Origin of the sequence: Streptomyces sp. TRM68416 (assembly GCF_014596915.1) — a bacterium.
Taxonomy (GTDB): domain Bacteria; phylum Actinomycetota; class Actinomycetes; order Streptomycetales; family Streptomycetaceae; genus Streptomyces.
Genome location: NZ_JACVWU010000014.1, coordinates 100,054 through 125,220, shown reverse-complemented (window position 1 = coordinate 125,220; position 25,167 = coordinate 100,054). Strand labels below are relative to the sequence as shown.

The 25,167-nt window shown below is 70.6% G+C and carries 21 protein-coding genes; 9 read left to right on the top strand and 12 right to left on the bottom strand.

What is annotated here, in order from left to right:
- The 5 genes from ICC28_RS22715 to ICC28_RS22695 are packed head-to-tail and all read right to left on the bottom strand — an operon-like array spanning position 1 to position 5,737.
- Positions 1–1,785: a heparinase II/III family protein gene (locus ICC28_RS22715; RefSeq protein ID WP_188290513.1), complete on the bottom strand. Its 1,785-nt coding sequence runs from the start codon at positions 1,783–1,785 to the stop codon at positions 1–3.
- The gene (locus tag ICC28_RS22710; RefSeq protein ID WP_188290512.1) at positions 1,773–2,537 is read right to left on the bottom strand and encodes an SDR family NAD(P)-dependent oxidoreductase; all 765 of its coding nucleotides are present in this window, start codon (positions 2,535–2,537) and stop codon (positions 1,773–1,775) included. Before ICC28_RS22710 ends, ICC28_RS22715 begins: the two co-directional genes overlap by 13 nt.
- 36 nt (positions 2,538–2,573) lie before the next feature.
- Complete coding sequence (locus ICC28_RS22705) at positions 2,574–3,512, bottom strand: carbohydrate ABC transporter permease (RefSeq protein ID WP_282699790.1); 939 nt, start codon at positions 3,510–3,512, stop codon at positions 2,574–2,576.
- Complete coding sequence (locus ICC28_RS22700; protein ID WP_282699791.1) at positions 3,499–4,470, bottom strand: carbohydrate ABC transporter permease; 972 nt, start codon at positions 4,468–4,470, stop codon at positions 3,499–3,501. The genes ICC28_RS22705 and ICC28_RS22700 overlap by 14 nt, the downstream gene beginning before the upstream one ends.
- A gap of 13 nt (positions 4,471–4,483) precedes the next feature.
- Positions 4,484–5,737, bottom strand: a complete 1,254-nt coding sequence (locus ICC28_RS22695; RefSeq protein ID WP_223189274.1) for an extracellular solute-binding protein — start codon at positions 5,735–5,737, stop codon at positions 4,484–4,486.
- Positions 5,738–5,945: 208 nt separating this feature from the next.
- On the opposite strand from ICC28_RS22695, the gene ICC28_RS22690 reads away from it, so the two are divergent.
- The gene (locus tag ICC28_RS22690; RefSeq protein WP_188290615.1) at positions 5,946–7,019 is read left to right on the top strand and encodes a LacI family DNA-binding transcriptional regulator; all 1,074 of its coding nucleotides are present in this window, start codon (positions 5,946–5,948) and stop codon (positions 7,017–7,019) included.
- 146 nt (positions 7,020–7,165) lie between these two features.
- On the opposite strand, the gene ICC28_RS22685 is transcribed toward ICC28_RS22690, so the two are convergent.
- The 3 genes from ICC28_RS22685 to ICC28_RS22675 all read right to left on the bottom strand — a co-directional run bounded on the left by ICC28_RS22685 (position 7,166) and on the right by ICC28_RS22675 (position 10,532).
- Positions 7,166–8,116, bottom strand: coding sequence for a sugar kinase (locus tag ICC28_RS22685; RefSeq protein ID WP_188290510.1), 951 nt, complete (start codon positions 8,114–8,116; stop codon positions 7,166–7,168).
- Positions 8,113–8,784 (bottom strand): bifunctional 4-hydroxy-2-oxoglutarate aldolase/2-dehydro-3-deoxy-phosphogluconate aldolase, encoded by a 672-nt coding sequence (locus ICC28_RS22680; protein WP_188290509.1) that lies wholly within the window; start codon positions 8,782–8,784, stop codon positions 8,113–8,115. Before ICC28_RS22680 ends, ICC28_RS22685 begins: the two co-directional genes overlap by 4 nt.
- A 194-nt stretch (positions 8,785–8,978) precedes the next feature.
- Positions 8,979–10,532, bottom strand: coding sequence for a polysaccharide lyase 6 family protein (locus ICC28_RS22675; protein ID WP_188290508.1), 1,554 nt, complete (start codon positions 10,530–10,532; stop codon positions 8,979–8,981).
- Positions 10,533–11,029: 497 nt separating this feature from the next.
- Between ICC28_RS22675 and ICC28_RS22670 the strand changes: the two genes are divergently transcribed.
- The 3 genes from ICC28_RS22670 to ICC28_RS22660 all read left to right on the top strand — a co-directional run bounded on the left by ICC28_RS22670 (position 11,030) and on the right by ICC28_RS22660 (position 14,894).
- Positions 11,030–11,731 (top strand): hypothetical protein, encoded by a 702-nt coding sequence (locus ICC28_RS22670; RefSeq protein ID WP_188290507.1) that lies wholly within the window; start codon positions 11,030–11,032, stop codon positions 11,729–11,731.
- 259 nt (positions 11,732–11,990) lie between these two features.
- Entirely contained in the window at positions 11,991–13,880 is a 1,890-nt protein-coding gene (locus tag ICC28_RS22665; RefSeq protein ID WP_188290614.1) for an AMP-dependent synthetase/ligase, read from the top strand.
- Positions 13,881–13,973: 93 nt separating this feature from the next.
- Complete coding sequence (locus ICC28_RS22660) at positions 13,974–14,894, top strand: sulfite exporter TauE/SafE family protein (protein WP_188290506.1); 921 nt, start codon at positions 13,974–13,976, stop codon at positions 14,892–14,894.
- Here ICC28_RS22660 and ICC28_RS41560 read toward each other — a convergent pair.
- A complete protein-coding gene (locus ICC28_RS41560; protein WP_188290505.1) occupies positions 14,891–15,037 on the bottom strand; it encodes a hypothetical protein in 147 nt (48 codons plus the stop codon). The genes ICC28_RS22660 and ICC28_RS41560 overlap by 4 nt on opposite strands.
- A 325-nt stretch (positions 15,038–15,362) precedes the next feature.
- Between ICC28_RS41560 and ICC28_RS22650 the strand changes: the two genes are divergently transcribed.
- Positions 15,363–16,256, top strand: a complete 894-nt coding sequence (locus ICC28_RS22650) for a hypothetical protein (protein ID WP_188290504.1) — start codon at positions 15,363–15,365, stop codon at positions 16,254–16,256.
- Positions 16,257–16,727: 471 nt separating this feature from the next.
- Positions 16,728–18,002: a cytochrome P450 gene (locus ICC28_RS22645; protein ID WP_188290503.1), complete on the top strand. Its 1,275-nt coding sequence runs from the start codon at positions 16,728–16,730 to the stop codon at positions 18,000–18,002.
- 94 nt (positions 18,003–18,096) lie between these two features.
- Here the strand turns inward: ICC28_RS22645 and ICC28_RS22640 are convergent, their stop codons facing one another.
- A complete protein-coding gene (locus ICC28_RS22640) occupies positions 18,097–18,912 on the bottom strand; it encodes an SAM-dependent methyltransferase (protein ID WP_188290502.1) in 816 nt (271 codons plus the stop codon).
- A gap of 176 nt (positions 18,913–19,088) precedes the next feature.
- Here ICC28_RS22640 and ICC28_RS22635 point away from each other — a divergent pair, with 176 nt between their 5' ends.
- Positions 19,089–19,433 carry a hypothetical protein gene (locus ICC28_RS22635; protein ID WP_188290501.1) on the top strand — a complete coding sequence of 115 codons (345 nt, stop codon included), beginning with the start codon at positions 19,089–19,091 and terminating at the stop codon, positions 19,431–19,433.
- 235 nt (positions 19,434–19,668) lie between these two features.
- On the opposite strand, the gene ICC28_RS22630 is transcribed toward ICC28_RS22635, so the two are convergent.
- On the bottom strand, positions 19,669–20,622 hold the full coding sequence (locus ICC28_RS22630) for a LysR family transcriptional regulator (protein WP_188290500.1): 954 nt from the start codon (positions 20,620–20,622) through the stop codon (positions 19,669–19,671).
- A 185-nt stretch (positions 20,623–20,807) separates the two neighbouring features.
- Between ICC28_RS22630 and ICC28_RS22625 the strand changes: the two genes are divergently transcribed.
- Both ICC28_RS22625 and ICC28_RS22620 read left to right on the top strand, forming a co-directional pair.
- The gene (locus tag ICC28_RS22625; protein ID WP_188290499.1) at positions 20,808–21,503 is read left to right on the top strand and encodes a type 1 glutamine amidotransferase domain-containing protein; all 696 of its coding nucleotides are present in this window, start codon (positions 20,808–20,810) and stop codon (positions 21,501–21,503) included.
- A gap of 3 nt (positions 21,504–21,506) precedes the next feature.
- Complete coding sequence (locus ICC28_RS22620; protein ID WP_188290498.1) at positions 21,507–22,067, top strand: TetR/AcrR family transcriptional regulator; 561 nt, start codon at positions 21,507–21,509, stop codon at positions 22,065–22,067.
- A 161-nt stretch (positions 22,068–22,228) separates the two neighbouring features.
- On the opposite strand, the gene ICC28_RS22615 is transcribed toward ICC28_RS22620, so the two are convergent.
- Positions 22,229–25,165 (bottom strand): hypothetical protein, encoded by a 2,937-nt coding sequence (locus tag ICC28_RS22615; RefSeq protein ID WP_188290497.1) that lies wholly within the window; start codon positions 25,163–25,165, stop codon positions 22,229–22,231.
- Between the last annotated feature and the right edge of the window lie 2 nt (positions 25,166–25,167).

The window sequence follows — 25,167 nt, the reverse complement described above, 5'->3', positions numbered from 1 at the left end:
TCAGTATTCCGTCCGGTGCAGGGCGAGGGAACCGTCGGCGAACTCCACCTCGAGTCCGGAGCCGGTCAGCCGTACGTCGGTCACGGCGGGGCCCGCGGACGCCGCCTGGTAGACGGAGGCGAACACGACCTCCTCGGCCCGGACCGTCAGGTCGACCCGGGTGCGGGTGCGCTGCGGGTCGTCGGCGGGTCCGGGTCCTGGCCGGGTGAAGACGTCCACCGGCGCGGAGGCAGTGTGCCAGCCGTGCAGGACCTCCTCGCCGTACCAGGTGGTCCGCAGCGGGCCGCCGGGCTGTGCCTGGATGTCCAGAGGGGTGTCCGGGCGCAGCTGAGCGGTGATGCGCCGGGCGTCGGCGGCGCTCACCACGAGCAGATCGACCAGATGGGCCGGGCCGGTCTCGATGTGCCGCACCGCCCGGACGCCGGCGTAGGCCGTGGTGACCTCGGCGGTGACCGACCGGTCGTCCGACGCGAGGAGCCGTCCGGCGCACTCGTCCTGTTCCGCGTCGTCCACGCGGAACGCGGGATGCGCGGCGGTCGAGGCGTACAGCTCGCGGAACTCGGCGTGGGCGTAGGGGACTTGGCCGGGATCCGGCTGCCAGCGGGTGTCCTTGCCGTACAGGTACAGGGACAGTTTGTCGCGGTGGCCGTGGGAGCCGCCGTGCGGCCCGAAGTCCAGCACGGCGTGGATACCGCGCGCTCGTACGACGGCGTATCCGGTGTCCTCGAAGACGGTGACCGGGTCCGGTGCGGGGCGCTCGGGCAGCGGGTCGCCGGCGAACCAGCCGTCCAGCAGCCGGTCCAGACCGTCGTCGGCGCCGCCCAGCTCGGTACGGGCCCGTCCGGCGATCGCCGTCAGCGTCGGGGCCGGTGTGAACTGCTGGGCCAGGGAGACCAGTTCGAGCCACTCCAGTGCCAGGGGCGGGCGCTGGTACGGGCCGTCGTGCAGCGCGGGCAGGACTCCCCCGTCGGTGCTGATCGCCGCCAGCACATCGGTCATCCGGGCGAGGGTGCGGGTGATGTCGGGCGGGAGCTGCGCGGGATCGGTGCCGCGCAGCGCCAGCAGCGCGGCGCGCAGCACGAAGCCGTGGTAGTACGTGCTGCCCTCCCACTCCCAGCCGTCGGGCGTGACGGCGGCGCGCAGATGGGCGTAGAGGCCGTGGTCCCCGTCGAGCCACTGCTTGGCATCCGTCCACGGCATGGCGCGTACGGCCGCCGCGGCGCGGCCGGTGACGATGCCCGCCGCGGTGAGCCAGGCCGTGTAGTTGGAGGCCAGCCCCTCGTCCCGTGCGACGAGTGCGTCACGGGCGTCCTGCGCCGCCGCCTCCAGCGCGTCGAGCAGTGGCAGCACCGCCGGCAGGCCGGGCGCGCCGCGCAGGGCGAGCGTCCAGGCGGCGTGTCCGATGTTCACCGCCCAGATCGCCTCGGTGAGCGCCTGGTGGAAGAGCCGCCCGCGCAGCATCCACGTCTGGGCGCCGTCGTGCTGCCCGTCGGCCAGTTCGGCGTACAGCGCGGCGTACTCCACGAGGTGGCGCAGCGCCTCGTCGTGGTCGCCGCGTTCGGCGAGGAGGCGGATGTGCCGCGCCCATGCCTGGTGCGACAGGACCGTCCACGCGCCGCGCACTTCGTCGGTGGCCACGCGGCAGCCGTGCGGGCAGCGCGCACCGGCCTCGGGGAAACGGCCGGCCAGCAGGTCGCCGTGGCCGAGCTCCACGCCGTGCACCGGGCAGACGTGCGCGTGCCACCAGCCGCCGCGCTCGCGGGGGATCCGCTTCACCGCGGCCATACGCCACCGTCGATGTCGAGGGTCGTGCCGGTCAGGAACCCGGCGGCGGGTGAGGCCAGATACACGACCGCGGCGGCCACGTCCTGCGCGGTGCCCGCGCGCCCCACCGGGATACCGGCCTCCAGCGCCTGCTGCGCCTCGGGTGCGGTGAAGGTGTCGTGGAAGGCGGTGCCCTTGATGAAGCCCGGCGCGACCGCGTTCACCGTCACGCCCTGCGCGGCGGTCTCCTTCGCCAGGCCCTTGGTGAAGCCGCGCACCCCTGCCTTGGCCGCCGCGTAGGCCACCGAGCCGGGGCCGCCGCCGTTGTGCGCGGCGAGGGAGGACAGGGTGACGATGCGGCCGTGGTCGGAGCGGGCGAGGTGGGGAAGCGCGGCGCGGCAGGTGCGGAACGTGGACGTCAGGTTGGTGTCGACGACCCGGCCGAAGTGCTCGTCGGTCATCTCGGCGACCGCGACCCGGCCGATGAGATGACCGGCGTTGCAGACGAGGACGTCGAGACCGCCGAGGAAGCCGGTGGCCTCGTCCACCAGCCGGTCCACCTCGGCCGTCACCGTGACGTCCGCGGAGAACGCCTTCGCGCGGCGGCCGAGCGTCTCGATCGCGGCGACCGTCCGTCCGGCCTGTTCGGCGGAGCTGTGGTAGTGGACGGCGACGTCCGCGCCGGCCGCGGCGAGTGCGACGGCGACGGCCCGGCCGATGCCGTGTCCCGCACCGGTCACGAGCGCACGGGATCCCTGGAGATCAGCAGTCATGGAGAGGAAACCCTTTCAGCAGCGTTGTGGCTGCGGTCACTTGAGGCCGGCGGTGGCGAAGCCCTGGACGAAGTAGCGCTGGCTGACGAGGAAGAGCAGGACCATCGGAAGCGTGGCGAGGGTCGTGCCGGCCATCAGGAAGTGCCACTGGGTGTTGTTCTCGGTCTGGAAGACGGAGAGTCCGACCTGGATCACGCGGAGGCTGTCGCTGCGGGTCACCAGCAGCGGCCACAGGAAGTTGTTCCAGGAGCTCTCGAAGGTCAGGAGCGCGACCGTGATCAGGGCGGGCCGGATCTGCGGGGTCATGATGCGGGCGTAGATGCTGAACTCGCCCAGCCCGTCGAGCCGCGCGGCCTCCTCCAGTTCGACCGGCAGGTCCAGATAGAACTGACGGAAGAGGAAGACCGCGAAGGGCGTCACCGCCCCCGGGATGATCAGCGCCCACCAGGAGTCGAGCCAGCCGCTGCCGCCCTGCCCCAGGATGTCGTTGCCGCCGGCCAGCGGCATGAAGCGGACGATGAGGAACTCGGGCAGCACCTTGGTGTACGTCGGGATCATCAGCGCCGCGATGAAGCAGTAGAAGATGATCTCGCGGCCCCGGAAGGCGATGCGGGCCAGCGCGTACCCGGCCATCGAGGCGACCACGACGTTCAACACGGTGTGGCTGACCGCGATGATCAGGCTGTTGCGTGCGTACGTGGCGAAGGGCGCCGCCTCGAAGGCGTCCCGGTAGTTGCCGAACTCCCAGCTTCGCGGGAGCAGTGTGGCGTCCTGTGCGGCGAACTCCGCCGGGGTCTTCAGTGAGGTCAGCACCATCCATACGAACGGCGCCAGCATCAGCACGGCGACGACGGTCAGTGTCGCGTAGAGCGCGAGCCGCCCGGCCGTGCCGGGTGCGCGGTTCCGCGCGGGCGGTGCGGGCCGGCGGCCCGTGGGGCCTGCTCCGGTGGTCCGGAGCTTTTCAGCTGTGGCCACGGGTACCTCCCATGATCCGCCGGTTGACCAGGGTGAAGGCCATCAACAGGACGAAGAGGACCAGTGACTGGGCACAGGCGTAGCCGAAGCGGAACTCCCGGAAGGCCGACTTGTAGATCTCGTAGGTCATCATCGTGGTGCTCTGGGCGGGGCCGCCGTCGGTGAGGACGTAGATCTGGTCGAAGGACTGGAACGCGGTGATCATCGAGGTGATGAGGACGAAGAACGTCGCGGGCTTCAGCAGTGGCAGGGTGATCGAGAAGAACTGCCGGACCCGGGACGCGCCGTCCACCGACGCCGCCTCGTACAGCTCCCTGGGCAGGTTCTGCAGGGCCGCCAGATACAGCAGCATCTTCATCCCGATGCCCTGCCAGATGCCGACCAGGATCACCGACGGCATCGCCCAGGTCGTCGAGGCCAGCCAGGCGGGGCTGTCGATGCCGAAGAGCGCGAGCAGGGTGGCGAACAGACCGCTGCGCGGGTTGTAGATCCACAGCCAGACCAGGGCGATCGCCACGGTGGCGGTGACCTGCGGAAGGAAGATCGCGGTACGGAAGATGCCGCGGGCCCGCAGCCCGGTGTTCAGGGCGAGGGCCAGCAGCAGGCCGATGGCCATGCCGACCGGCACGGTGAAGAACGTGTACACGACGGTGTTCACCATCGACTTGCGGAACACCTCGTCGTCGAGCATGTCCCGGAAGTTGTCCAGGCCCACGAACTCGGGGGCGGACAGCACGTCGTACGACGTGAACGCCAGGACCACGGCCGCGATGACCGGCAGCCCGATCCACAGCCCTGCGTGCAGCATGGCGGGGGCGACCATCAGCAGCCCGGCCCGGCGGCGGCGCGCTCCGGGACCCCGGCCGCGCCGGGGTGCGCCGGCCGGTGACGGGGACGACGGGAGCGGGGCGGAGGGCGGCCGGGCCGACCGCGTCTTCGCCATGGAGAGGGAGACCACGTCGTTCAGCCCCTCACAGCCGCGCGATCGCGGACTCGGCGAGCGCGCCGAGTTCGGCGATGGCGTCCGCGGCGGACACGCCCCCGACGATGGCGGGCTCCAGCGTCGGCTTGATCTTCTCCCGGATCTCCATCCAGGCGGGCGTGCCGCCTTCGGCGCAGGCGCTGTCGAGGTTCTGCAGCGAGAAGTCGACGAGCCTGTTCCCCTTGACGTACTCGCTGGAGCGCAGTTCGCGCAGGCCCGGCACGGTGGCGCGCTGCTCGGCGGCCGCCAGGATCGAGTCGGGTGCGGCCAGGTGCTGCACGAGCGCGCGGGCCGCCTCCGGGTGCCGGGAGCGCGCGGACTGGGTGACCAGGGTGCCGCCGGTGAGCATCGCGGGCCTGCGGCCCCGGAGTACGAACGCCCCGATCAGGTCCTTCTCGATGAGCTCCGGGGTCTGCTCGCGCAGTTGCTTCCACAGTCCGCTGCCCGTCACCATCATCGAGGCCTTGCCCGACTGGATGTTGGTGGGGGCACCGGCGTCGCCCTCGGTCTTGCGTGCGTAGTCGGCCGAGCCGTCCGCGCTGACGTCCTTGAAGAACTGCAGCGCCTCCACCCCGCGCTGGTCGGTGAAGGTCACCTTGCGGCCGTCCGCGCTGAACAGGGAACCGCCGGCGGCGAACAGGAACGTCTCCCAGCACTGGCGCAGGTCGATCGAGTACGGGTCGATGCCCATCCGGTCGCCCTTGGTCAACTGCTTGGCCATGGCGCGCAGTTCGGCGAAGTTCGCGGGGGGCTTCTTGATGCCCGCGGCGGCGAAGTGGTCCTTGCGGTACGCGACCAGGCGGGTGGCCATCACGGTCGGCAGCGCGTAGAGCTTTCCGTCGTAGCGGGAGGGTTCCAGGACCCGCTCCTCGTAGCCGTGGGCGGTGGCGAACGACTCCGGCAGCGGTGCGAGCACCTTCTTGGCGGCGAACGGCGGGACCCAGCCGACGCCGATCATCAGCACGTCGGGCACCAGGCCGCCCGCGATGGCGGTGGTGATCTTCTCGTTGAGCTGCTTGTACGTGGTGTAGTCGACCTTCACGGTGACATCCGGGTGCTTCTCGCGGAAGGCGCCGAGGATGTCCTGTTCCAGCAGCTTCTTGCCGTCGGATCCTTCGAAGATGGGGGTGAGCAGGGATATTTCACCCTGGGCGGGGCCACCGCCCGCCGTACCGTCGTCCGAGTTCCCGCTGCCGCATCCGGTGAGGGCCGCCGCGGTGCCGGCTCCGAGGGCGGCCAGCATTGATCGTCTGTTGATTCCCATAGGAAACCCCTTCAACTGTTGCATCGATACACTGACCGTTAACGGTTTGGTGGGGGTGGGAGGTGGTAAATCGATGCACTGATGCTAGGAACGGGTCCGGAGAGCCGTCAACGGCTCGTACACAAGAAAATTTTCCCGGCAATTCACAGATGCACCACGGTAGAGACGAGTAGATCGATACACTAGACTGGACGGCCGGACTCGGAGGGAAACGTTGAGCGGGGTAACCATCCATCAGGTCGCCGAGGCTGCCGGGGTGTCGGCAAGCACGGTGTCCAATGTCCTCAACGGCCGTACCGGCCGTATGCAGCCGGCCACCCTCGCACGGGTGGAAGAGGCGATCGGCCGTCTTGGCTACCGCCCCAACCGTGCCGCTCGCATGCTGCGGACCGGGCGCATCAAGGTCATCGGCCTCATCGTGCCGTCCGTCGCCAACCCCTTCTGGGGGGCCCTGGCCCGCGAGCTCGAGGGCATCGCGCTGGCGGAGGGCTACCACGTGCTGCTGTGCAACAGCGAGCGCGATCCCGCCCGCGAGCTGAAGTACGGGGAGGAGCTGCTGGCCGACGGTGTCATCGGCGTCGTCCTGTGCTCCTCGCTCCCCTCGGTCGACCATGTCGCGCCGCTGTTGAAGCGGGGCCTGAAGATGGTCGCCTTCGACCGCACCGCGCAGGTCGGCGATCCGGCGTCCCTGGCCAGCATCAGCGTCGACAACGCGATGGGCGCCGAGCTCGCCACCCGCCACCTCCTCGAACTCGGCCACCGCCGGCTCGCTTTCATCTCCGGTTCCGTGCACAGCGTCAACCGCCGCGAGCGGCTGCGCGGTTTCCACACCGCGCTGGAGGAGGCGGGGATCGACCCGTCCGCGGCGGTGGTCTGGCCCGGTGCCGACACCAGCGAGTTCGGCGACAAGGAGTCCGCGGAACTCGGCCGCAGCGCCGCCCGGGAACTGCTCTCCCTCCCCGAGCCGCCCACGGGGTTCGTCGCCGTCAACGACATGTGCGCGATCGGCATCTGCCGGGGCGCAAGGGACGTCGGTCTGACCGCGGGGCGGGACATCTCGGTGGTCGGCTTCGACGACATCCTGCTCGCCGACCTCTTCGAGCCGCCGCTCACCACGGTCCGTCAGCCCCTCCCGGAGATGGCCGCCGAGACCTTCAAGCAACTGCGGGCGAGTATCGAGTCCACCGCCGAGGCCGGTCGCTCCCTGCTCATCCGGCCGCGACTGGTCGTACGGGAGTCGACGGCACCCGTCCAGGAGTGAGTTCCGGCCCCGGGAATACGGTCGACGGCCCCGGATGGGCCGGGGCCGTCGACCGCAAGATGCTCAGCGCTCGACCTCCGCCCCGCCTGTCCAGCCAGTGAGTACCGCCCGGCCGGGAACGCCCGGGGCCATCGACCGCGAGATGCTCAACGCTCCACGTCCACCGCGCCCGTCCAGCCAGTGAGTACCGCCCGGCTCGGCATGCCCTCCCAGTCCCCCGGCACCGTGCAGAGCAGCGCTCCCGCCAGCACGGCCGTTGCAAGGCACTGCTCGACGTCCGCGCCGGCCACCAGCTCCGCGAGGTAGGCGCCGACGAAGGCGTCCCCCGCCCCCACCGGGTCCGTCACCCGCACCGGGACCGCTGCCCGCCGACGGGTCTCACCGTCGACCCGGGCGAGAGCGCCGTCGGCGCCGAGCTTGATCACCGCGGTGGTCGGCCCCAGCTCGGTCAGCGCCAGGGCGAGCGTTTCGGGAGCGCCCCCGCGTCCGAGTACGAGGGCGGCCTCGTCGTCGCCCGCGAAGACCACGTCGGCCTGGGCGACGAGCGCGCGCAGGGCCGGCGCGGCACGGTCGGGCGGCCACAGCGCGGACCGGTAGTTGACGTCGACCGACACCGTCACCCCGGCCGAGCGGGCCACCTCCACGGCGTGCGACACGGCAGCGGCGGCGGACTCCCCCAGGGCCGGAGTGATGCCGGTGACGTGCAGCAACCGGGCACCGGCGATCAGGCTGTCGTCGACGTCCGCGGGAGCGAGGCGGGCGCCCGCGCCGTGTGCGCGGTAGTACCAGACCTTCACCGCTCCGCCCGGCAACCGTTCCTTGAGCATCAGACCGGTGGGCGCCTGCGCGTCCCGTACGGCGCGTACGTCGATCCCCTCGGCGGTGAGTTCGCGTACGACACGGTCGCCGACGGAGTCCGCGCCGAGTCGGCCGATCCAGCTCACCGGTGTGCCCAGCCGTGCCAGGGCGACGGCCACGTTGCTCTCCGCGCCACCGATGCCCAGCGCCATGTGGGAGATGTGCGGCAGGTGTCCGACGTCGGTGGCGGCGAGCAGCCCCATCGTTTCGCCGAGGGTGATGACCCGGCCGGCGCTCATGCCCGGGCTCCCGCGGCCGCGTCGAGTGCGCGTCTCGCCCGCTGTGCGAGTGCGGCGAGATCACCGCCGTACAGGGCGTCACCGGACAGCGCACCGCCGAGACCGACGGCCAGCGCTCCGGCGCGGATCCAGGGACCGACGTCGTCGAGGCCGATGCCGCCGGTGGGCATCACCCGCACCTCGGGGTAGGGGTCGGCGAACGTCTTCAGATACGCCGGTCCCGGCGTGGACGCCGGAAAGAGTTTGACGGCGGTGGCTCCGGCGTCCCAGGCGGCGGCCAGTTCGGTGGGGGTGAAGCCGCCCGGATACACCGGGACACCGGCCCCCACCCCCTCCTCGACCACCTCGGCGGCGAAGGCGGGCGAGACCAGGAAGGCCGCGCCGGCGTCGACGCTCCGCCGGGCCTCGACGGCCGAACGGACGCTGCCGACCCCGATGTCGGCGGCCTCGCCGAACTCGCTCCGCATGCGCTCCAGCGCCTCCAGCGCGCCCGGAGTGGTCAGGGTGAGCTCAAGGCACACGAGCCCGGCCTCGACCAGGGCTCCGGCCGCGGGCAGCAGGTGGTCCGGGGAGTCGGCGCGCAGCACCGCCACGACGCCGGTGCGCAGCAGCGCTTCACTGGGGGCGGTACGGCGTCGGCCGTACGGTGAGGGCGGAACGGTGTTCATCGAGGATCCGTTTCGGTGGCAGCGGCCGGCACCTGCCGGATTCCGGGGCATCCGGCAGGTGCCAAAGGTGTCGTTGTCGATCTGGTTGCCGTGCGTGCTCCGAGGAAAGGCGCTCCGCCCCAGGGGACCGCCGGGTCGCCGGCCGTACCGCGAGGAGGGCACGACACGAGCACCGCTCCGCAACGGGCGTGCGGTCACGGCGCGTTGACGCCGACGTCGGCCGCATCCAGTGGGCGCCGGCGAACCGGTGCCCCGGACCGCTCGTCCGCGCCGACGTCGGGCCGCGGCCGTGCCTGGCCGTCCATGTCGGCGTGTACATACGGGTAGCGGCGGGATGCGGCGTCGATGGCCGGGCTGCCGTCACCGAGCCGGTACAGGCCCGACGCGTTCGTCAGGCGGGGGTCGGCGACGCGGATCGCCGACGGCGGTGCCGACACACCGACCACGGCGGTGCCGGTCGGGTGGGCGATGTTGCCGGCGTAGGTCTGGTTCACCGGTACCAGCGCCTCCTTGAACAGCTCCCCCTGCGAGCCGACCACGATGTTGTCGGCGATGAGGCTGTCGACCGGTGGGTAGTTGTACCTGGTGTAGTCACTGGCGATCTCGAAGTTCGACACGTTGTCCACGAACGTGTTGTGCACGATCCGGGCCCGCCGGACCGGCCAGTGCTTGCTCCACGCGTCCTTGTCGGTGGGATCGGCGTCGTATCCGATGTCACCGCCGCCCAGTTGGAGGGCGGCGTTGAAGCCGGTGCCGGTCAGGCCCTCGAAGTAGTTGTTGTAGACGCGTTGGTCGTCGCCGTAGAGGCGGATCCCGCCGCTGCCCGCCTTGCCGTCGCCGAAGAAGAAGTTGCCGTAGTAGGAGTTCCGGTCGCCGCGGCGTGCCGTCACGGATCCGAACGAGTGCCGGACGGTGTTGTGCCGGACGATGTTGTCGTCGCTCTTGATCGAGACGATCTCGGGGTCGGCGTCGCAGTCCTCGAAGAGGTTGTGCTCGATGACGTTGTAGCCGCTGGACTCGGAGATGGTGCTGACACCGACGCGGAGGGCCTCGCCGCCGTTCTTCAGCTTGCCCTTCTCGTCGTACTGCGGAACGGCGTTGCGGAAGTGGTTGTGGTCGATCCGGTTGTACTGCGAGATCTGCGGCGCGGTCCCCACGATGTCGACGAAGTTCCCGGTCAGCGTCTTGTTCTCGAACAGGTTGTGGTCGACGCGGTGGTGACCGCTGTCGGTGCCGGAGATGAAGACCCAGTGGTAGGACTTGTCGGGCGCGGGACTGGGCTCCGGCGCGAAGGCGAAATGGTTTCGGGTCAGCCGTACATGCCGCGAGCCGATGCTGCCGAGTGTGTCGAACTTGACTGTGTTCTTCCAGGTCAGGCCCTTGATGACGACATGCTCGGAATCGACGATGCTCAGGTGTCCGCCGGTGACGACGGCACGTCCGAGGTTCTTGGCCCGGATGGTGATCGGCGCGGTCGCGGTGCCGCTCTTGCCGCTCAGGGCCCCGATCGTGTAGTCGCCGTCGAGTAGTTCGATGGTGTCACCCGCCGTCGCGGCGTCCATCGCGGCGCTCAACTCCGCCGAGGTGGAGACGGTGACGAGCCGGTGCCTGGTCTCTTCGGCCGGCGACGCGGATCCGGCGGGCTCGGCTGCCGTCACAGCGTGCGCGGGTGGAGAGCCGGTCAGCAGCAGCGCGGTGAGCGCGAGGCCGGTCGGAGTGAGGACGGGAAACGACCGGGGTTTCTTCACGGGTGCTCCTTGTCCCTGCAGAGTTTGTATATCGATGCATCCAGAACGACCGCCAATACCCCTGTGCGGACACGGAAGAATCCAGCAGAGGTTGGTGTAACGATGCACCAGGCTAGGGGCGACTCAACGGCCGGACAAGAGGCGTGCGTTGACGTGATGAGCCGACGCGGGACCGCCGTGGGCACCTCCGCCCGCGCCGATCCGTGGACGCGACGGGTGGCCGGCCTGTCTCGGACAGGCCACGGGTGAGGCGGGGCTGCCCTTGCCGACTGCGCTTGCCGCGACAGGCACGCAGACGCCCCCGGATCGGTGACGTCGGTAGAAATACCTATCGCGCTACGGCATTTCGGCGCGGGATGGCGGGCCGGAGCGGGCGCGCCGACGAGGGCGCCTATCGTGCTGGCACGGCCTCGCAGAGGTCAGTTCGACGGCTCGCCGTCCGAGCAGACGTACGCCGACGGACTCGGCGCCCATCACAGGAGGATGCTGCCCTGACCATGATCGACCACGTGCGCAGCTACAAGAAGGACCAGGTCTCACGGGCCGAGGTCGTCACGGCAGTCGGCCGGTTCCGCGACGACCACAAGATCAGGCGTGTCACCGCGGCGCTCGACGAGATCGAGGACTTCACCAGCGACATCTGGCTCGTCGATCACGACCTGCACGTGCCCGGCGATCTCGACCTGACACAAGAGCGCGCCTACCTCCTGGTCGTACTCGGTGGCCTGGTCGTCGGCGGCGTGTACGGCGACAGCGACCATCCCGAGTCCTTCCTGCTGGTGACCGGCAGCATGCGGGCACGGGACGTGGTGACCGCCGGCTGGCTGGAGGTTCACGGCGACCTGAGCACCGATCGGCTCATCGGCGACTACAACGACTGCGGCGCCTACATCGGCGGCGACGTTCATGCCCGGCTCTTCTACGGCGAACACCATCACTTCACGATCGGTGGCGCGCTCGACGCCAACGCGGTGATCGGTCGGCCGCGCCTCGAAGTCGGGACCCCGCCGACCGTGATCGAGGAGGACGACCTCCGCATGCTGGACCATTTCGACCGGGACCTGCTGCGCGTGTTCCACGACCATGACGACGACGGCAACGCGATCACCCACGTGGACGGCTTCCGCGACTTCCGCGAGCTGAAGCGGCGCGTCTACGCAGGTCTGCCGTTCCGCGCTGCCGAAACACGCGACACCTGAACCCATGGCCGAGCCGGATGGGGCCGGGCTTGTCCACCCCCCCAGGGCCCGGTCGCGCCCGGCATCGTCCACAGCGCTGACCGTCCCCGCCGACCGCGTTCCGCACGGCACAGCCCTACGGGCTGCCACGTCGCCGACGCACCCGATCCGTGCGACTCCTTACGCATCGGCGGTTTTGCCTCTAATCTCAGCCCTGCTTACGAGTTACCAGCCAGTTAACAAGTCCATGGATGGGCGCACCCCCGGCCCGGAGGTCGATGTGAGTTCCGCGCAGTCCCTTCTTGACAGTCGCCCCGTTTCCGTGGCGCACCTCTTCCTCTCAAGAGTCCGGGCCACACCCGACCTGGAGGCCTACCGCTACCCCGCACCGGCCGACGACGGCGCTGCCGCCGGCGCCGAGCAGTGGCACTCGCTGACCTGGGCGCAGACCTGCGAGCGGGTCAAGGTGATCGCCGCCGGTCTTCTCGCACTCGGGGTGCGGCCCGAAGAACGTGTGGCGATATCCTCCTCCACCCGCGTGGAGTGGATCCTGGCCGACATGGGCGTCATGTGCGCGGGCGCTGCCGCCACCGCCGTCTACCCCAGCACCAACGCCGACGAGACGGCGTATATCCTCGCCGACTCCGGCAGCAGGGCGATCTTCGTCGAGAACGCCGCCCAGCTGGCCAAGGTCGTCTCCCATGCCGACCGCCTGCCCGGACTCGAGCACGCGATCCTCTTCGACCCCCCGGCGGACGCCCCACCCGTGGACGGCCCGAAAGTGCTGTCCCTCGCCGAGTTCGAGGAACTCGGCGCCGCGTATCTGGCGGAGCATCCTGACGCGATCGAGAAAGCCGTCGGCGCCATCGAGCGCGAACACCTCGCGACCCTCATCTACACCTCCGGCACGACCGGCCGCCCGAAGGGCGTCCGGCTCGTCCACGACTGCTGGTCCTACCAGGGTGTCGCGCAGGAGGTCAGCGGGCTGCTGCGCCCCGACGACGTGCAGTTCCTCTGGCTGCCGCTGTCCCACGTCTTCGGAAAGGCCCTGATCTCGGGGCAGATCAAGACCGGACACGTGATGGCCGTGGACGGGCGTGTCGACCGCATCATCACCAATCTGCCCGCCGTCCGGCCCACCGTGATGGCGTCCGCACCACGGATCTTCGAGAAGGTCTACAACGGCATCGCGAGCAGGGCGAGGGCCGAGGGCGGCGCCAAGTACAGGATCTTCCGCTGGGCGGCGCAGGTCGCCCGCGACTACGCCAAGGCGCAGGAGAAGACCGTGGCGGCGGCCGGGAGCCGCCGGGTTCCCCTGGGGCTCTCCGTGCGCCACGCCGTGGCCGACCGGCTGGTGTACCGCAAGATCCGCGCCGCCTTCGGAGGCAATCTGCGCGGCAGCGTCTCAGGCAGCGCCGCGCTCGCGCCCGACATCGGCTACTTCTTCGCCGGCGCCGGCGTGCCCGTCCTCGAAGGCTACGGCCTGACCGAGACCAGCGCCGGCTGCACCGTCAACCCCGCCGACGACCTTCGTGTCGGTACCGTCGGCAAACCCCTGCCCGGGTCCGAGGTCCGCATCGCCGACGACGGCGAGATCCTTCTCCGAGGTCCCGGCATCATGCGCGGCTACCACAACCTCCCGGAGAAGACCGCGGAGGTGCTGGAGAGCGACGGCTGGTTCCACACCGGCGACATCGGCGAGGTCGACGGCGACGGCTTCGTCCGGATCACCGACCGCAAGAAGGACCTGTTCAAGACCTCGGGCGGCAAGTACGTGGCGCCCACCGAGATCGAAGGGCGGTTCAAGGCCGTCTGCCCGTTCGTCAGCAACGTCCTGGTCCTCGGCAACGGCCGCAACTACTGCACCGCCCTGATCGCCCTCGACGAGACCGCCATCATGCCGTGGGCGGCATCGCACGGCCTCGAAGGCCGCAGTTACGCGGAGGTCGTCTCGTCACCGCAGGTCCGGGAGTTGATCGACGGCTTCGTCCAGCGCGTCAACGGCGAGCTGCAGCGGTGGCAGACCATCAAGAAGTTCTCGGTACTGCCCCGTGATCTCGACGTGGAGCACGGCGAGCTCACCCCCAGCCTCAAGGTCAAGCGGCCTGTCGTGGAGCGCGAGTACGCCGAGGCCATCGAGGCCATGTACGAGGGTTCCCGCGAGGCGTGACCTGGCCGGGGTGAGACGCTCAGGCGTCTCACCCTGCGAGAACATGACTCGTTCCATACGTTTCCCATAGGGAAACTGTTTAAAGTCGTCCCCATGGACTTCGACGGCCCGATCATCGTCGCGGGAGCCCTCGTGGGCTTTGCCGTAGGGCTCACCGGCATGGGCGGCGGGGCCCTCATGACCCCGATCATGGTCATGGTGTTCGGAGTGAACCCCACCGCGGCCATCGGCAGCGACCTTGCCGCCTCCGTGTTCATGAAGCCCTTCGGCGCCGTCGTGCACCAGCGGGCCGGCACGGTGCGCTGGGACATCGTGCGGTGGCTGCTGCCGACCGCCGTCCCGGCCGCGTTCGGCGGCGTCTTCGTCCTCCAGGCCCTCGGCGACGGCGAGGCGCTCCAGCAGCGCGTGAAGTACGTCGTCGGCGCCGCGCTCCTGCTGGCCGTGGTCGGCATGCTCAGCCGCATCTGGCTCGACCGCCGCCGCGCCGCCACGGTCACCGAGGACGCCCACGTCCCCGTACGCCCGGTGGCCACGCTGCTGATCGGCCTCGTCGGCGGTGTCATCGTCGGGATCACGTCGGTCGGCTCCGGATCCCTGATCATCGTCATGCTGATGCTGGCCCACCCGCGTCTCAAGGCCAACCACCTCGTCGGCACCGACCTCGTACAGGCCATCCCCATGGTGGGCGCCGCCGCCCTGGGGCACCTCCTGGTCGGCGACGCCGATCTCGGCCTCGCGGCGACGCTCCTCGTCGGAGCCGTCCCCGGAGTCGTCCTGGGCGCCCTCATCTCCACCCGCGTCACCGGCTCCGCCGTACGCTGGGCCCTGGTCGTCCTGCTCACCGGCTCCGGCCTCTCCATGCTCAAGGCCCCGTCCGCCGTCATCCTCCTGGTCTGCCTGGCCCTGACCCTCCTCGGCGCCATCACGACCGTACGCGCCCGCCGCGCCACACCGACGGCACCGAAGACCGCGGACACAACGGACCCAACGGAGCCCGAACGCGTCGCCCTCTAGCCCTTTGGCTCGGGAGCCCTCCTGGGCGTCCAGGCGCTTGCGCAGGGCAGTGCCGAGGGGCGGCCGGTGGCGTCGAAGGCATGGTCGGTCGCGCCGGGGGCGCCGTGGTCGGCGACCTGGCTGCCGAGCGCGTGGACGAGCATGCGTAGCCGAGTTCGCAGCCACCGTCGGCGTCAGCACTGACGACGGTCCGCCGCTCGGGGCGTACGGCGGTGACCCCGACGGGTACCGCGGAATCAGCGCGACCGAGGTGCCGGAGCATCGGGATGGGTTATGGGTGGACGATCTGCCGCGGTGCGCCGACACCGTCGCGGCTCCTGCCCGCTTGGAAGATCTGCCTACCGAGTGTCCGTTCCGCCTGTCCCGTCGACGTGCAAGCCTCCATACTGAGGAAGCTTGCTGAGCTCGACGGCGGGGGACACATTGCAGTCGCGTCTGAGACTCCTGATGGTGGGCCTGGGCACAGGCGTGATCGCACCGATCTGCGTCGAGGCGTTGATCGCATACATCAAGGGCGAGGCGTACAGTTTCGTACGGGCACTTGTTGTGCTTGGCGTCATATCCCTCGCAGCTCTGGTCCTTTTCTTGGTCCGGGCCAGCGGCAAGAATCTGAGGACCAGTCTCGACGCCGTCCTTTTCATAACCGGGTTGGCTACGTTCGGGATTGGGGTCTCTTACGTGGCCGACTCTGCAGGAGCCTCGGCTGTCGTTCTTGCCAAGGCCTGGGGAACTACCTTCCTCGGACTCCTGATTACCATCACAGCCGGCTACTCGCACATCGCGACAAGAAGCGGATCTGCCCTTCTTCTGGCGACACGGCGAGTACGTAGAGCAACTCACGTCGAACAATACGATGTGGGTGCCATCCTGATCGCGCACAGATATGACGAGTACCAAGACGCAGATCAGGAAGTCGAGGAAAAGTGCCGGGAGGCTCTACACCCTCAAGACCTTCAGTTCATCGGGTACTACGTGGACGGTCGCTGCAGGTTTCACATCGATGCCCTCGAAGCGCCAGCGCTGAACCCATTCTTCCGCCGCAGCAGCCGTGACGAACGACGGCAGGCCTACGAGCGAACCGGTAGGCAACTTGATTGGCTCGTTGAGCAGCTGGACACCTACATGCAGCACCTGTCCGGCGGGATCCTCATCAGGGTTGTCTTCGATGTCGAACAGGGCGCTCTCTATTACTGCAACCTCGATGAAAGAACGTATCTCATGGGGGTGACGATGATCCAAGACCAGGTTCTCGTCGCAGATGAAAAGATCCGGCGCCTCGCCAATGAATTGGGACACCTTCCCCGCAGCGGACCGCCCGGACTCACTGCCATCCGTCAAGTAGCCGGGGGTACTGCCCCGTAGCAGCCGCTGACCGTCGGCTCTCGAGCGCTCCTCTTCGAGGTCCTTGGGCTGTCGCGTGAGGTGGTCGGGGGTGGTAAACGATGACGTGCCGACGCTTTCCGTCACCCGTTGCCGTCAGCATCTCTCCTCACCCTGGCCGCCTGCAGTTGCGCTGCCATGCTGAACAGTTTTCGTCCACATAGACATGGGCCGCTTCAACACGGAGCCGGAGGCGTTCGGTGATCTTCCAGCAGATGCGTTCCTGGCTATCTTGATGCGGCGCATGACAGGCTCGAACTCTGAGCCGGGTATGACAATGGCGTTGCTTCTGCCGGTCGGTTCGCTTGGTCCCCTCGGTGGCTTGAGCGGAACAAGGCGGCGATTGCTGACGGGAAGCGGATGTGACCTGCATCAGGGGTGAGCGTCACTGTTGGTGAGTGATGCCGCGCACACACGGACAGCGACCGCGCGGTCACGTGTTAGCGTCCGGCCGTGACTTTCGCAGCTCAGAGCGTGTCCGCGGGTGATCCGGCCGGGCTGCTCGATCTCTTCGGCGACGACTTCGTCCGCGATCCGTACCCGTGGCTGGCCGCGCTGCGCGAGGAGTCGCCGGTGTACTACGACCCCGGCACCGGGCTCTGGCTGGTCAGCCGTTACCGGGACATACGCCAGGTGTTGCTCGACCCGGACGCCTTCCACCCGGACAACGCCCAGAACACCGTCACCCCGCTGCCGATCGGGGTGCTGCGGGTGCTCGCCCGGGCAGGCTTCAAGCTGCCGCCGGCGCTCGCCAACAACGGCTCCGCCAGCCATGCCGGGCTGCGCCGGGTGGTCACCCGGTTCTTCAACGCCTGGCGCGTCGCGGCCGCCGTACCGGTCATCGAGCGCATCGCCGACGACCTGCTCACGGACATACAGCAGCGGATGAACGTGACGGGCGATGACCTGTTCACGTCGTTCGCGCAAGTGCTGCCGTGCCGGGTGCTGATGGAGCTTCTGGGCATCGACGGGGTCTCCCCCGCCACACTGATCCGTTGGAGCGACGCGTCGCTGGAGCTGTTCTGGGGCCGGCCGACGCCCGAGCGCCAGGTGGAACTCGCCGCGCTCGTGGGCGAGTTCCACCAGTGGCTGACGCGGACGGTGACGGACGGCACCGCCCCGCGCGACTCGTTCATCGGCGCGCTGGCCGAGCACCGGCTGCCCGACGGCAGGCCGCTGGACGTGGAGACCGCGGTCGGTGTGTGCTTCTTCGTCTTCATCGCCGGGCAGTCCACCACCGGTCAGCTCATCGCCACCGTGCTGAGCCGGGCGCTGGCCGACGGCGATCTGTGGTCCCGTGTCGCGCGGGAGGAGGGCCTGGCCGAGGCGTGGGTGGAAGAGGTGCTGCGGCGTGAGCCGCCGGTGACGACCTGGCGCCGTGTCACCGCACGCCCCGTCGAACTGGGCGGAGTCGAGCTGCCCGCGGGTGCGCAGTTGCTGCTGATGCTGATGGGCAGCGGCTCGGACCCGGACGTCTTCGCCTCCCCGGAGCGCCTGTGCCCGCACCGGGCGAACGTCCGCCGGCACCTGGCCTTCGGCGTCGGCCGCCACCGCTGCCCCGGCGCCTCCCTGGCCCGCACGGAGGCGGCGGTGGCCCTGCGGGCGGCGGCCCGCCATCTGCCGCGCGTACGGCTTGCGGAGGAAGCGGGGGACGGCCCGATGCTGGGCCTGCTGTCCTTCCGGGCGCCCCTGCGGGTGGCCGTCGAACAGCGACACCAGGTGACCTGACTCGTGCCGGCGTACGGGCGGGCCCGCGATGCCGGGTGGGCTTGTGGTCGTGCCGGCACGGGGCACGACCACAAGCCACCGCGTGACTGCCTGCCTACGGCTTCCGCGCGAGCCCGCCGTGCTCGGCGATCACCTCGGGAGCGGGCGAACCGGGTTCGGGGCGCCACTGCGTGACCGAGACGACCCCGGGCTCGATGAGCTCAAGGCCGTCGAAGAACCGGGTGATCTCGTCGACGGAACGCAGGTTGTACGGAACGGCGCCGCTGTTGTTGTAGGCGTCCTGGGCCTCCTCGAAGACCGGGTCGATGCCGCGGGAGCCGTCGTTGATGGAGAGGTAGCTGCCCGACGGCAGGGCGCCCATCAGCCGGGTGACGATGTCACGGGCCTGGTCGTAGTCGGCCACGTGCCCCAGGATGTTGCTCAGGATGAGCGCGGTGGGACGGCTGAAGTCCAGCGTCTCGGCGGCGGCCGCGAGAATGCGCTCGGGGTCCGTCACATTGGCGTCGATGTACGCGGTCGCCCCCTCCTTGGTGGAGTAGAGCAGGGCGCGGGCGTGAGCCAGGACCATCGGGTCGTTGTCGACGTAGACGATCCGCGCCTCCGGGGCGATGCCCTGGGCGACCTCGTGCGTGTTCTGGGCCGTCGGAAGTCCGGTGCCGATGTCCAGGAACTGCCGGATCCCCGCCTCCGCCACCAGATACGTGATGTTGCGGCGCAGGAAGGCGCGGCTGCTGCGGGCGATGGTGACGATGCCGGGGAAGACGGCGGTGTAGGCGTCGCCGGCCGCCTCGTCGACGGGGTAGTTGTCCTTGCCGCCGAGCCAGTAGTTCCAGATCCGCGCCGAGTGCGGTACCGACGTGTCGATGTTCTGGTGTCTTGCGGGCTCGGGCGTCGTCACAGGGTCGGTCATCAGTCAAATCCGTTCTTCAACCGAGGCGTTTATCACTCAGAGCACAACCTATGTCCGAACCCGGCTCACTCGCCCGTCAGTTCGGGTTTTCCGCTCGGGTCGGGGAGCTGCGGACGGGACCCGAGCGGCCACACCGGTCACGCCCGGAGTGTCAGTGGTGATCGCCATCATGGAGTATGGCCAATACGAACCTGACCACCGGCAGTATCTGGCGTCTCCATCACGGCGACCGGGAGATAGCCCGGCTGACCGTGACCGGCGCCGATATGCCCTGGATTCTCGCCGACGCCGAGGCGCTTGCCGGCTTCGACGAGTTCCGTGCCGTCTTCGCCGAGCAGGAGCGGGCCGTCGACGAGGAGGACTGGGACCGGGCCGACGCCTGCCACGACCGGATCCGCAGCGCCCTCACCATGACGTTCCCCGGCGGCGGTTCGGTCGCCGAGTTCATGCTGCGCATTCACGGGGACGGCACCGCCGGCTGGCGCTGGAGCGACGAGGCGTTCGACGCGCTGGATGAGTGAGCCTGGTTTCACCGGACATTGCCGGTCGCGGAGGGAAGCGTCCCGCGCGCCTCAATGCGCGGGGGCCTACTCCCCCGAATCCGCAACACTCCCGTCCAGAGGGGTGAGCGCGTCGAACATCGCCTCCCGTGGCCTGCCACCTCGTGCGCGTGGAAGCGCGGTCTCAGCGGTTCGTTGACCCCGGCTACCACGGTCGCCAGGTCCGGGCGCAGGGCATGGGCAGTCGCATCCGTGGCTACCAGGTCCGTGCGCTGTGCAGCAGGTGGTCGCGGACGCGGATGACGTGTGGGTTGTCCGGCACGCCCGGCCGCTGGACCAGGAAGGCCGTGTTGATCGGAGGCTCGTCCGGCTCGTGCAGGAGGACCAGGGCGCCGGAGGCCAGCTCCTCGGCGCACAGGTAGCGCGGCAGCACGGTGAAGCCCGCGCCCGCCGTCACCGCGGCCTTCACCCCGCGCAGGTCCGGCACCGTGACGGCGGCGGGGCAGGACAGTCGGCGGCCGAAGACGTGGCGCCAGTAGCGGCGGGCGATGGGCAGGTCCTCCGCGTAGGTCACCAGCGGAACCGGATGCAGGACCGAGGGGCCTTCCTCGGCGAGCGGTCCCCTCAGCCGTTCGGCCCACTCGGGGGCCGCCACCAGTACGAACTCCTCGTCGGCCAGCGGCACCGAGGACAGGGCACGCCCACGGGGCCGGACGGTGGCGATCACCAGGTCGTGGCGGCCCGCGCGCAGTTCGTCGAGCAGTGCGTCGGTCAGCCCGGCCGCCACCCGCAGCCGCACCCCCTCGGCCACGAGCGGCGCCAGCGCCGGCAGCACGCTGACGCACAGCAGTTCCGCGGGCCCGGCGAGGTGCACCGGCCGCGCCCTGCGGCCTGCCGCCGCGTCCGGACCGGTCGCCGCGGCGAGCAGGTCGAGGCCCGGGGCGACCCGCGCCGCGAGTTCGTCCGCCACGGCCGTCGGGGCGACACCGCGCGGCAGCCGCTCGAACAGCTGCCGCCCGGTCTGGCGTTCCAGGGCGCGCATCTGCGTCGTCACCGTGGGCTGCGACAGCCCCAGCAACTGGGCGGCACCGGTGAAGGAGCCGGAGCGGTACACGGCGAGGAACGTGCGCAGCAGGTTCAGGTCGGGGTGGGGCGCGGGGTCGGCCGACTGTGCGTCCGGGCTCTTGCCCTGCGCGTCGTTAGTGCTCACACAGGGAATCTAGCGCCCTGCAGCCATAGGGTTTCCAATGTCAGGCATTGGGGTCCTCATTGGAAACCAATGGGTCGAGGCCCTACCGTCGAAAACGTTCACCGCAGTGACGATCTGCATCCAGAACGTCAGCGCACCCGCCCTGCCCAGCCACTGCACTCCGCTCCCCCGGAAGGAAGCACCCCATGTCCAAGATCCTCTTCGTGATGACCGGCGTCGACCACTGGACGCTGGCCGACGGCACCAAGCACCCCACCGGCTTCTGGGCCGAGGAGGCCGTCGCCCCGTACGAGGCCTTCAAGGCCGCCGGTCACGAAGTCGTCGTCGCCACCCCGGGCGGTGTCGTCCCCACCGTCGACAAGGGCAGCCTCGCCCCCGAGGCCAACGGCGGCCAGGAGGGCGCCGACCGGATCGCCGCCGCCCTCGCCTCGATGGACGAGCTCAACCACCCGATCCGACTGGAGGACGTCGACCTCGACGCCTACGCCGCCGTCTTCTACCCCGGCGGCCACGGCCCCATGGAGGACCTCGCCGTCAACGCCACCTCCGGCCGGCTCCTCGTCGACACCCTCGCCTCGGGCAAGCCGCTCGGTGTGGTCTGCCACGCCCCGGCCGCGCTGCTCGCCGCCGAGGCGAGCGACGGCTCCAACGCCTTCGCTGGGTACCGGGTGGCCGCCTTCACCAACGCGGAGGAGACGCAGGCCGGTTTCGCCGACAAGGCCAAGTGGCTCCTGGAGACCCGTCTGACCGAGGCCGGCGTCGACGTCCGGGTCGGCGAGCCGTGGGCGCCGAACGTGGTCGTCGACCGCAACCTCGTCACCGGCCAGAACCCCGCCTCCTCCGGCCCGCTCGCGGCCGAGCTGCTCACCAAGCTGGCCTGAACGATGCCCACCGACCGGCTCGACGAGGTCCTCGACGCCGCCTACGACTGCCTCACCCGGCACGGCGTACGGCGCACGACGATGGACGACATCGCCGCCACCATGGGCGTGTCCCGGTCAGCGGTCTACCAGTACGTCCGCAACAAGGACGACGCCTTCCGCCGCCTCGCCGCCCGGCTGCACGACCGCGCGCTCGACCGGGCCCGGCGGGCGGCGGCCGAGGACGCCCCCTACCCCGATCGCGTACGGGGTGTCCTGGCCGCCAGGCTCGACCTCGTCCTGCGCCTCAAGGCCGCCTCTCCCCACACCGCCGAACTGCTGGACGGCAGGGCCCGTGCCTTCGGCGACATCTGCGCCGACTTCACCGCCGAGCTGCGCGCCGTGCTCACCAGCCTGTTCGCCGCGGCCGGCGCGCACGGGGTCGAGCCCGCCGAGGCGGCCGACATCTGCCTCGCCCTGGTCACCGGCCTGGAGCAGACCCGGGACGCCCCGCTGCTGCTGGCCCCCGCGTCCGAGGCCCTGGTGGTGGGGCTGCTGGGCGCGCCCGTGCGCACGGGCCGCTGACCGGACGACGACAGCGATCACCATCCGCCGTCCACACGTCGGCGGCGTTCGCCCTCACCCGGGCCGGGCGCCGGTGCGGGGACAGCGCAGGCCACGAACACGACCGTGGCCGAGCCACCCATCTCCGACGCGGTGGCCCGTACCCGTCCCCGGCCTGCGCGTCACTCCTCGTCGCGCAGCCGGGTCGCCAGGGACCTCAGCGACTCGGTCTCCGCGGTGTGCCCCAAGGCGGTCAGCCGCGTGATCGCCGCGTCGACGCGGGTGAGGGCGGGGGCGGGGCGCTCCAGGTAGATGCCCTCGACGGCACCCGCGAGGCGGACGCACTCAGCCCACTCCCCGGCGTGGTCGCGGTCCCCGCCCGGCCCGCCGAGGAGGGTGAGGGCCCGGTCCAGGGCGACCAGGGAGTCCTCGTACTGGCCTGCGTAGGCGTTGACGCGTCCGTACTCGTAGGCCAGTGCGGGGTCCAGGGCACGGCCGCGGGCCTCGTATCCGGCGGCGCGGGCCGCGTCGGCGATCCGCCCGGCGTCGGCGAGGAAGGCGAGCGCGTCGGACAGGCCGTCGGAGCCCTGCTGCTGGGCCTGGAGGCGGCCGAGTTCGCGCAGGCAGTTGCTGAGCTGCTCGTAGCGCGGGTCCCGGGCGTGGGCGGCGAGGGCCTGGTCCGCCGCCTCGCGGGCCCGGCCGAACTCGCCGGACTCGCCGAGGAGTACGGCCGTCTCCGCGGCGATCATGGCGTGGCTGCCCGGGTCGTCGTCCCAGCCTGCCGACTCGGCGGCGAGGGCGACGAACTCCGTCGTGGCGGCCTTGAGGTCCTCCCCCGCGTACAGCGCGCGGGCCCGGGTCAGGCGCAGTTGAGCGGTGAGCCGGTCGTCCAGTTCCCCCGAGGCGACGTCCGGTTCGGTCAGCAGGGAGTCGAGCAGGGCGATGCAGTCCTCGGTGCGGCCCAGGTCGAGGCCGAGCTGGGCCGCGTTGCTGTAGGCGCAGAACGCGTCGACACGGCTGCCGTGGCGAAGCTCCAGCTCCGCGGAGCGCGTCAGGTGCCGCAGGGCCTCGTCGGGGCGGCCCAACTGCAGGGCGGCCTCGGCCAGATCGCCGTACAGGCGGGCGGTGTCGATGGTGTCGGCCGGCCAGTCGGCGGCCAGGCGCAGGCCTTCGGTCAGGTCCGCGTGGGCGGCCTGCGCGTCCCGCAGGCCGAGCTGGAACCGGCCGCGCAGCCCGAGCGTGTGGGGCAGGTGCCAGGCGGGGCCGTGCGCCTTCAGCCGGTCCAGGAGGGCACCGATCTCGGCGACCGCGGCGGGCAGGTCGCCGGAGATGGCGTGGGTGCTGGCCCGCAGCAGCAGGGCGCCGGAGATCTGCGCGACGACGTCGTGCCGGGTGGCGAACTCGTGCAGCAGGTCGATCTCGGCGAAGACTGCGGCGACATGGCCCTCGTCCCGCGTGCCCTGCGCGCGCAGCGCGAGCGCGGTCACCCGCCTCCTCAGCAGCCGGGCCTCGTGGTGCGGAGCGAGTCCGGGGGTCTCCTCGTGCAGGCGGACCATGGAGGCGTGGGCGGTGGTGAACGCGGCCTCGGCCGCGTCGCCCTCGGCGTCCCGGACCGTGAACTCGGCGGTGGCGAGCAGGGCGCTGACGCGGGCGAGCGTCGCGTGGCCGGGGGTGCCGGCGTCGTCGTAGAGGGCCGCGGCCTCCTCGAACAGGTCGGCGGCGTCGGCGAACTCGTTCCTGTCCACCATCCGGCTCGCCTCTTCGGCCAGCAGGTCCGCGCGCAGTCGGTCGAGCGGACCGACGGCCGGGTCGTCGGGGTGGGCGTAGTCGCGGGCGGCGACGCGCGTGCGCAGTCGGTCCCAGCAGGCGCGCGCGTCAGGGTGGCCCTCGTCGTCCAAGGTCCGTGCCCGGAGGATCAGTTCGGGCAGCGCGTCGGGGACGGCGGCGGCCGTACGGGCGGCGGGCGGCGCGGCGACCGGAGCGGCCGGAGCCATGTCGTCGAGGCTGCGGACGCGCAGGGTCAGTTCCAGCGCGTCCAGGAGCGGGGCACGCTCCAGACGGGCCCTGCGGCGGTCGCTGTGGGCGGTGGTTCCGTTGCGGGCGTCGAAGCGGGCGGCGAGGTCGTCGGCGCGGCCCCGCACCTCGGCGCGCAGTGCGGACACCGTCCAGCCGCGGCCCGCGTATCCGGTGGCGGGCAGTTCGCCGTGGCCGAGGAGTTCGACGCGCTGGAGGAGGACCTCCACACCGGTGAGGAAGCCGAGCTGGTCCAGCGGCGAGTCGACCTCGTCGAACAGGATCCGGTTCTCGGCGAGCAGTTCCAGGCCGCGCGCCTCGTTGCCGGTCAGCGCGCAGAACTCCAGGTGCCGGCCGACCTCCTGGGACATCGAGGGGTTGCGGCGGCAGCCGCGGTAGCCGGCCAGGTGCAGTTCGCGGGCCCGGTCGGTGCGGCCGGTGCGCAGCAGTGGCAGCAGGGCGTGCGAGATGGAACGGGACGGCTCCTCCTGACAGGACTCCTTGCCGCCCAGCACCGGCTCCCAGGCCCTCAGCGCCCGTTCGTCGTCGCCCGCGGCGAGGTGGTACAGGGCGCGCTCGCAGGTCTCGCAGGCCTCGCAGTCGCTGAACCGGGTGCGGGTGCGGCCCGCCCACAGCTCGTAGGCGAGGGCGGTGTCCTCGCCGACGTGGGCGGCGAGCTGGTAGGCCTGCCCGTAGTAGGGCTGGAGGCCGTGACCGGCCTTCTCGTACCGGTCGCGCATCTCGGTGAGCCACTGGCGCAGGCTGGCCAGCGGTATCTCGGGCAGTTGGCGCAGGGCGTGGGACACCCACTTGAACCGCCAGAACACCATGTGGCTCAGGCGCTCGTCGAAGGCGTCGGGCTGCTCGTCGAAGAGGGTGAGCAGGCGGGCGAAGACGACGGGCGACTTCCGGGGCTCGGAGCCGTAGGTGTACGCCTCCTGGAGTTCGAGGAGGGCGTGGATCAGCGGGGCGGGCTCGCCGAACTGCTCGGCGGCGTCGACGAGTTCCTCGGCGGTGACGGTGCGGGTACGGCCGTAGGGGCGCCGGTCGTTGTCCTGCAGCGCCTGGTACAGCTCGTCGGTGTTCTGGGGTGCGGTCGTCGGCATCG

Excerpts from the sequence above, each read along its gene's own strand:
- ICC28_RS22695 (WP_223189274.1), bottom strand. The coding sequence starts at position 5,737 with ATGCTGGCCGCCCTCGGAGCCGGCACCGCGGCGGCCCTCACCGGATGC.
- ICC28_RS22670 (WP_188290507.1), top strand. The coding sequence starts at position 11,030 with ATGATCGACCACGTGCGCAGCTACAAGAAGGACCAGGTCTCACGGGCC.
- ICC28_RS22710 (WP_188290512.1), bottom strand. The coding sequence starts at position 2,537 with ATGACTGCTGATCTCCAGGGATCCCGTGCGCTCGTGACCGGTGCGGGA.
- ICC28_RS22625 (WP_188290499.1), top strand. The coding sequence starts at position 20,808 with ATGTCCAAGATCCTCTTCGTGATGACCGGCGTCGACCACTGGACGCTG.
- ICC28_RS22640 (WP_188290502.1), bottom strand. The coding sequence starts at position 18,912 with ATGACCGACCCTGTGACGACGCCCGAGCCCGCAAGACACCAGAACATC.
- ICC28_RS41560 (WP_188290505.1), bottom strand. The coding sequence starts at position 15,037 with ATGCTCGTCCACGCGCTCGGCAGCCAGGTCGCCGACCACGGCGCCCCC.
- ICC28_RS22615 (WP_188290497.1), bottom strand. The coding sequence starts at position 25,165 with ATGCCGACGACCGCACCCCAGAACACCGACGAGCTGTACCAGGCGCTG.
- ICC28_RS22620 (WP_188290498.1), top strand. The coding sequence starts at position 21,507 with ATGCCCACCGACCGGCTCGACGAGGTCCTCGACGCCGCCTACGACTGC.
- ICC28_RS22680 (WP_188290509.1), bottom strand. The coding sequence starts at position 8,784 with ATGAACACCGTTCCGCCCTCACCGTACGGCCGACGCCGTACCGCCCCC.
- ICC28_RS22635 (WP_188290501.1), top strand. The coding sequence starts at position 19,089 with ATGGCCAATACGAACCTGACCACCGGCAGTATCTGGCGTCTCCATCAC.
- ICC28_RS22685 (WP_188290510.1), bottom strand. The coding sequence starts at position 8,116 with ATGAGCGCCGGCCGGGTCATCACCCTCGGCGAAACGATGGGGCTGCTC.
- ICC28_RS22660 (WP_188290506.1), top strand. The coding sequence starts at position 13,974 with ATGGACTTCGACGGCCCGATCATCGTCGCGGGAGCCCTCGTGGGCTTT.
- ICC28_RS22715 (WP_188290513.1), bottom strand. The coding sequence starts at position 1,785 with ATGGCCGCGGTGAAGCGGATCCCCCGCGAGCGCGGCGGCTGGTGGCAC.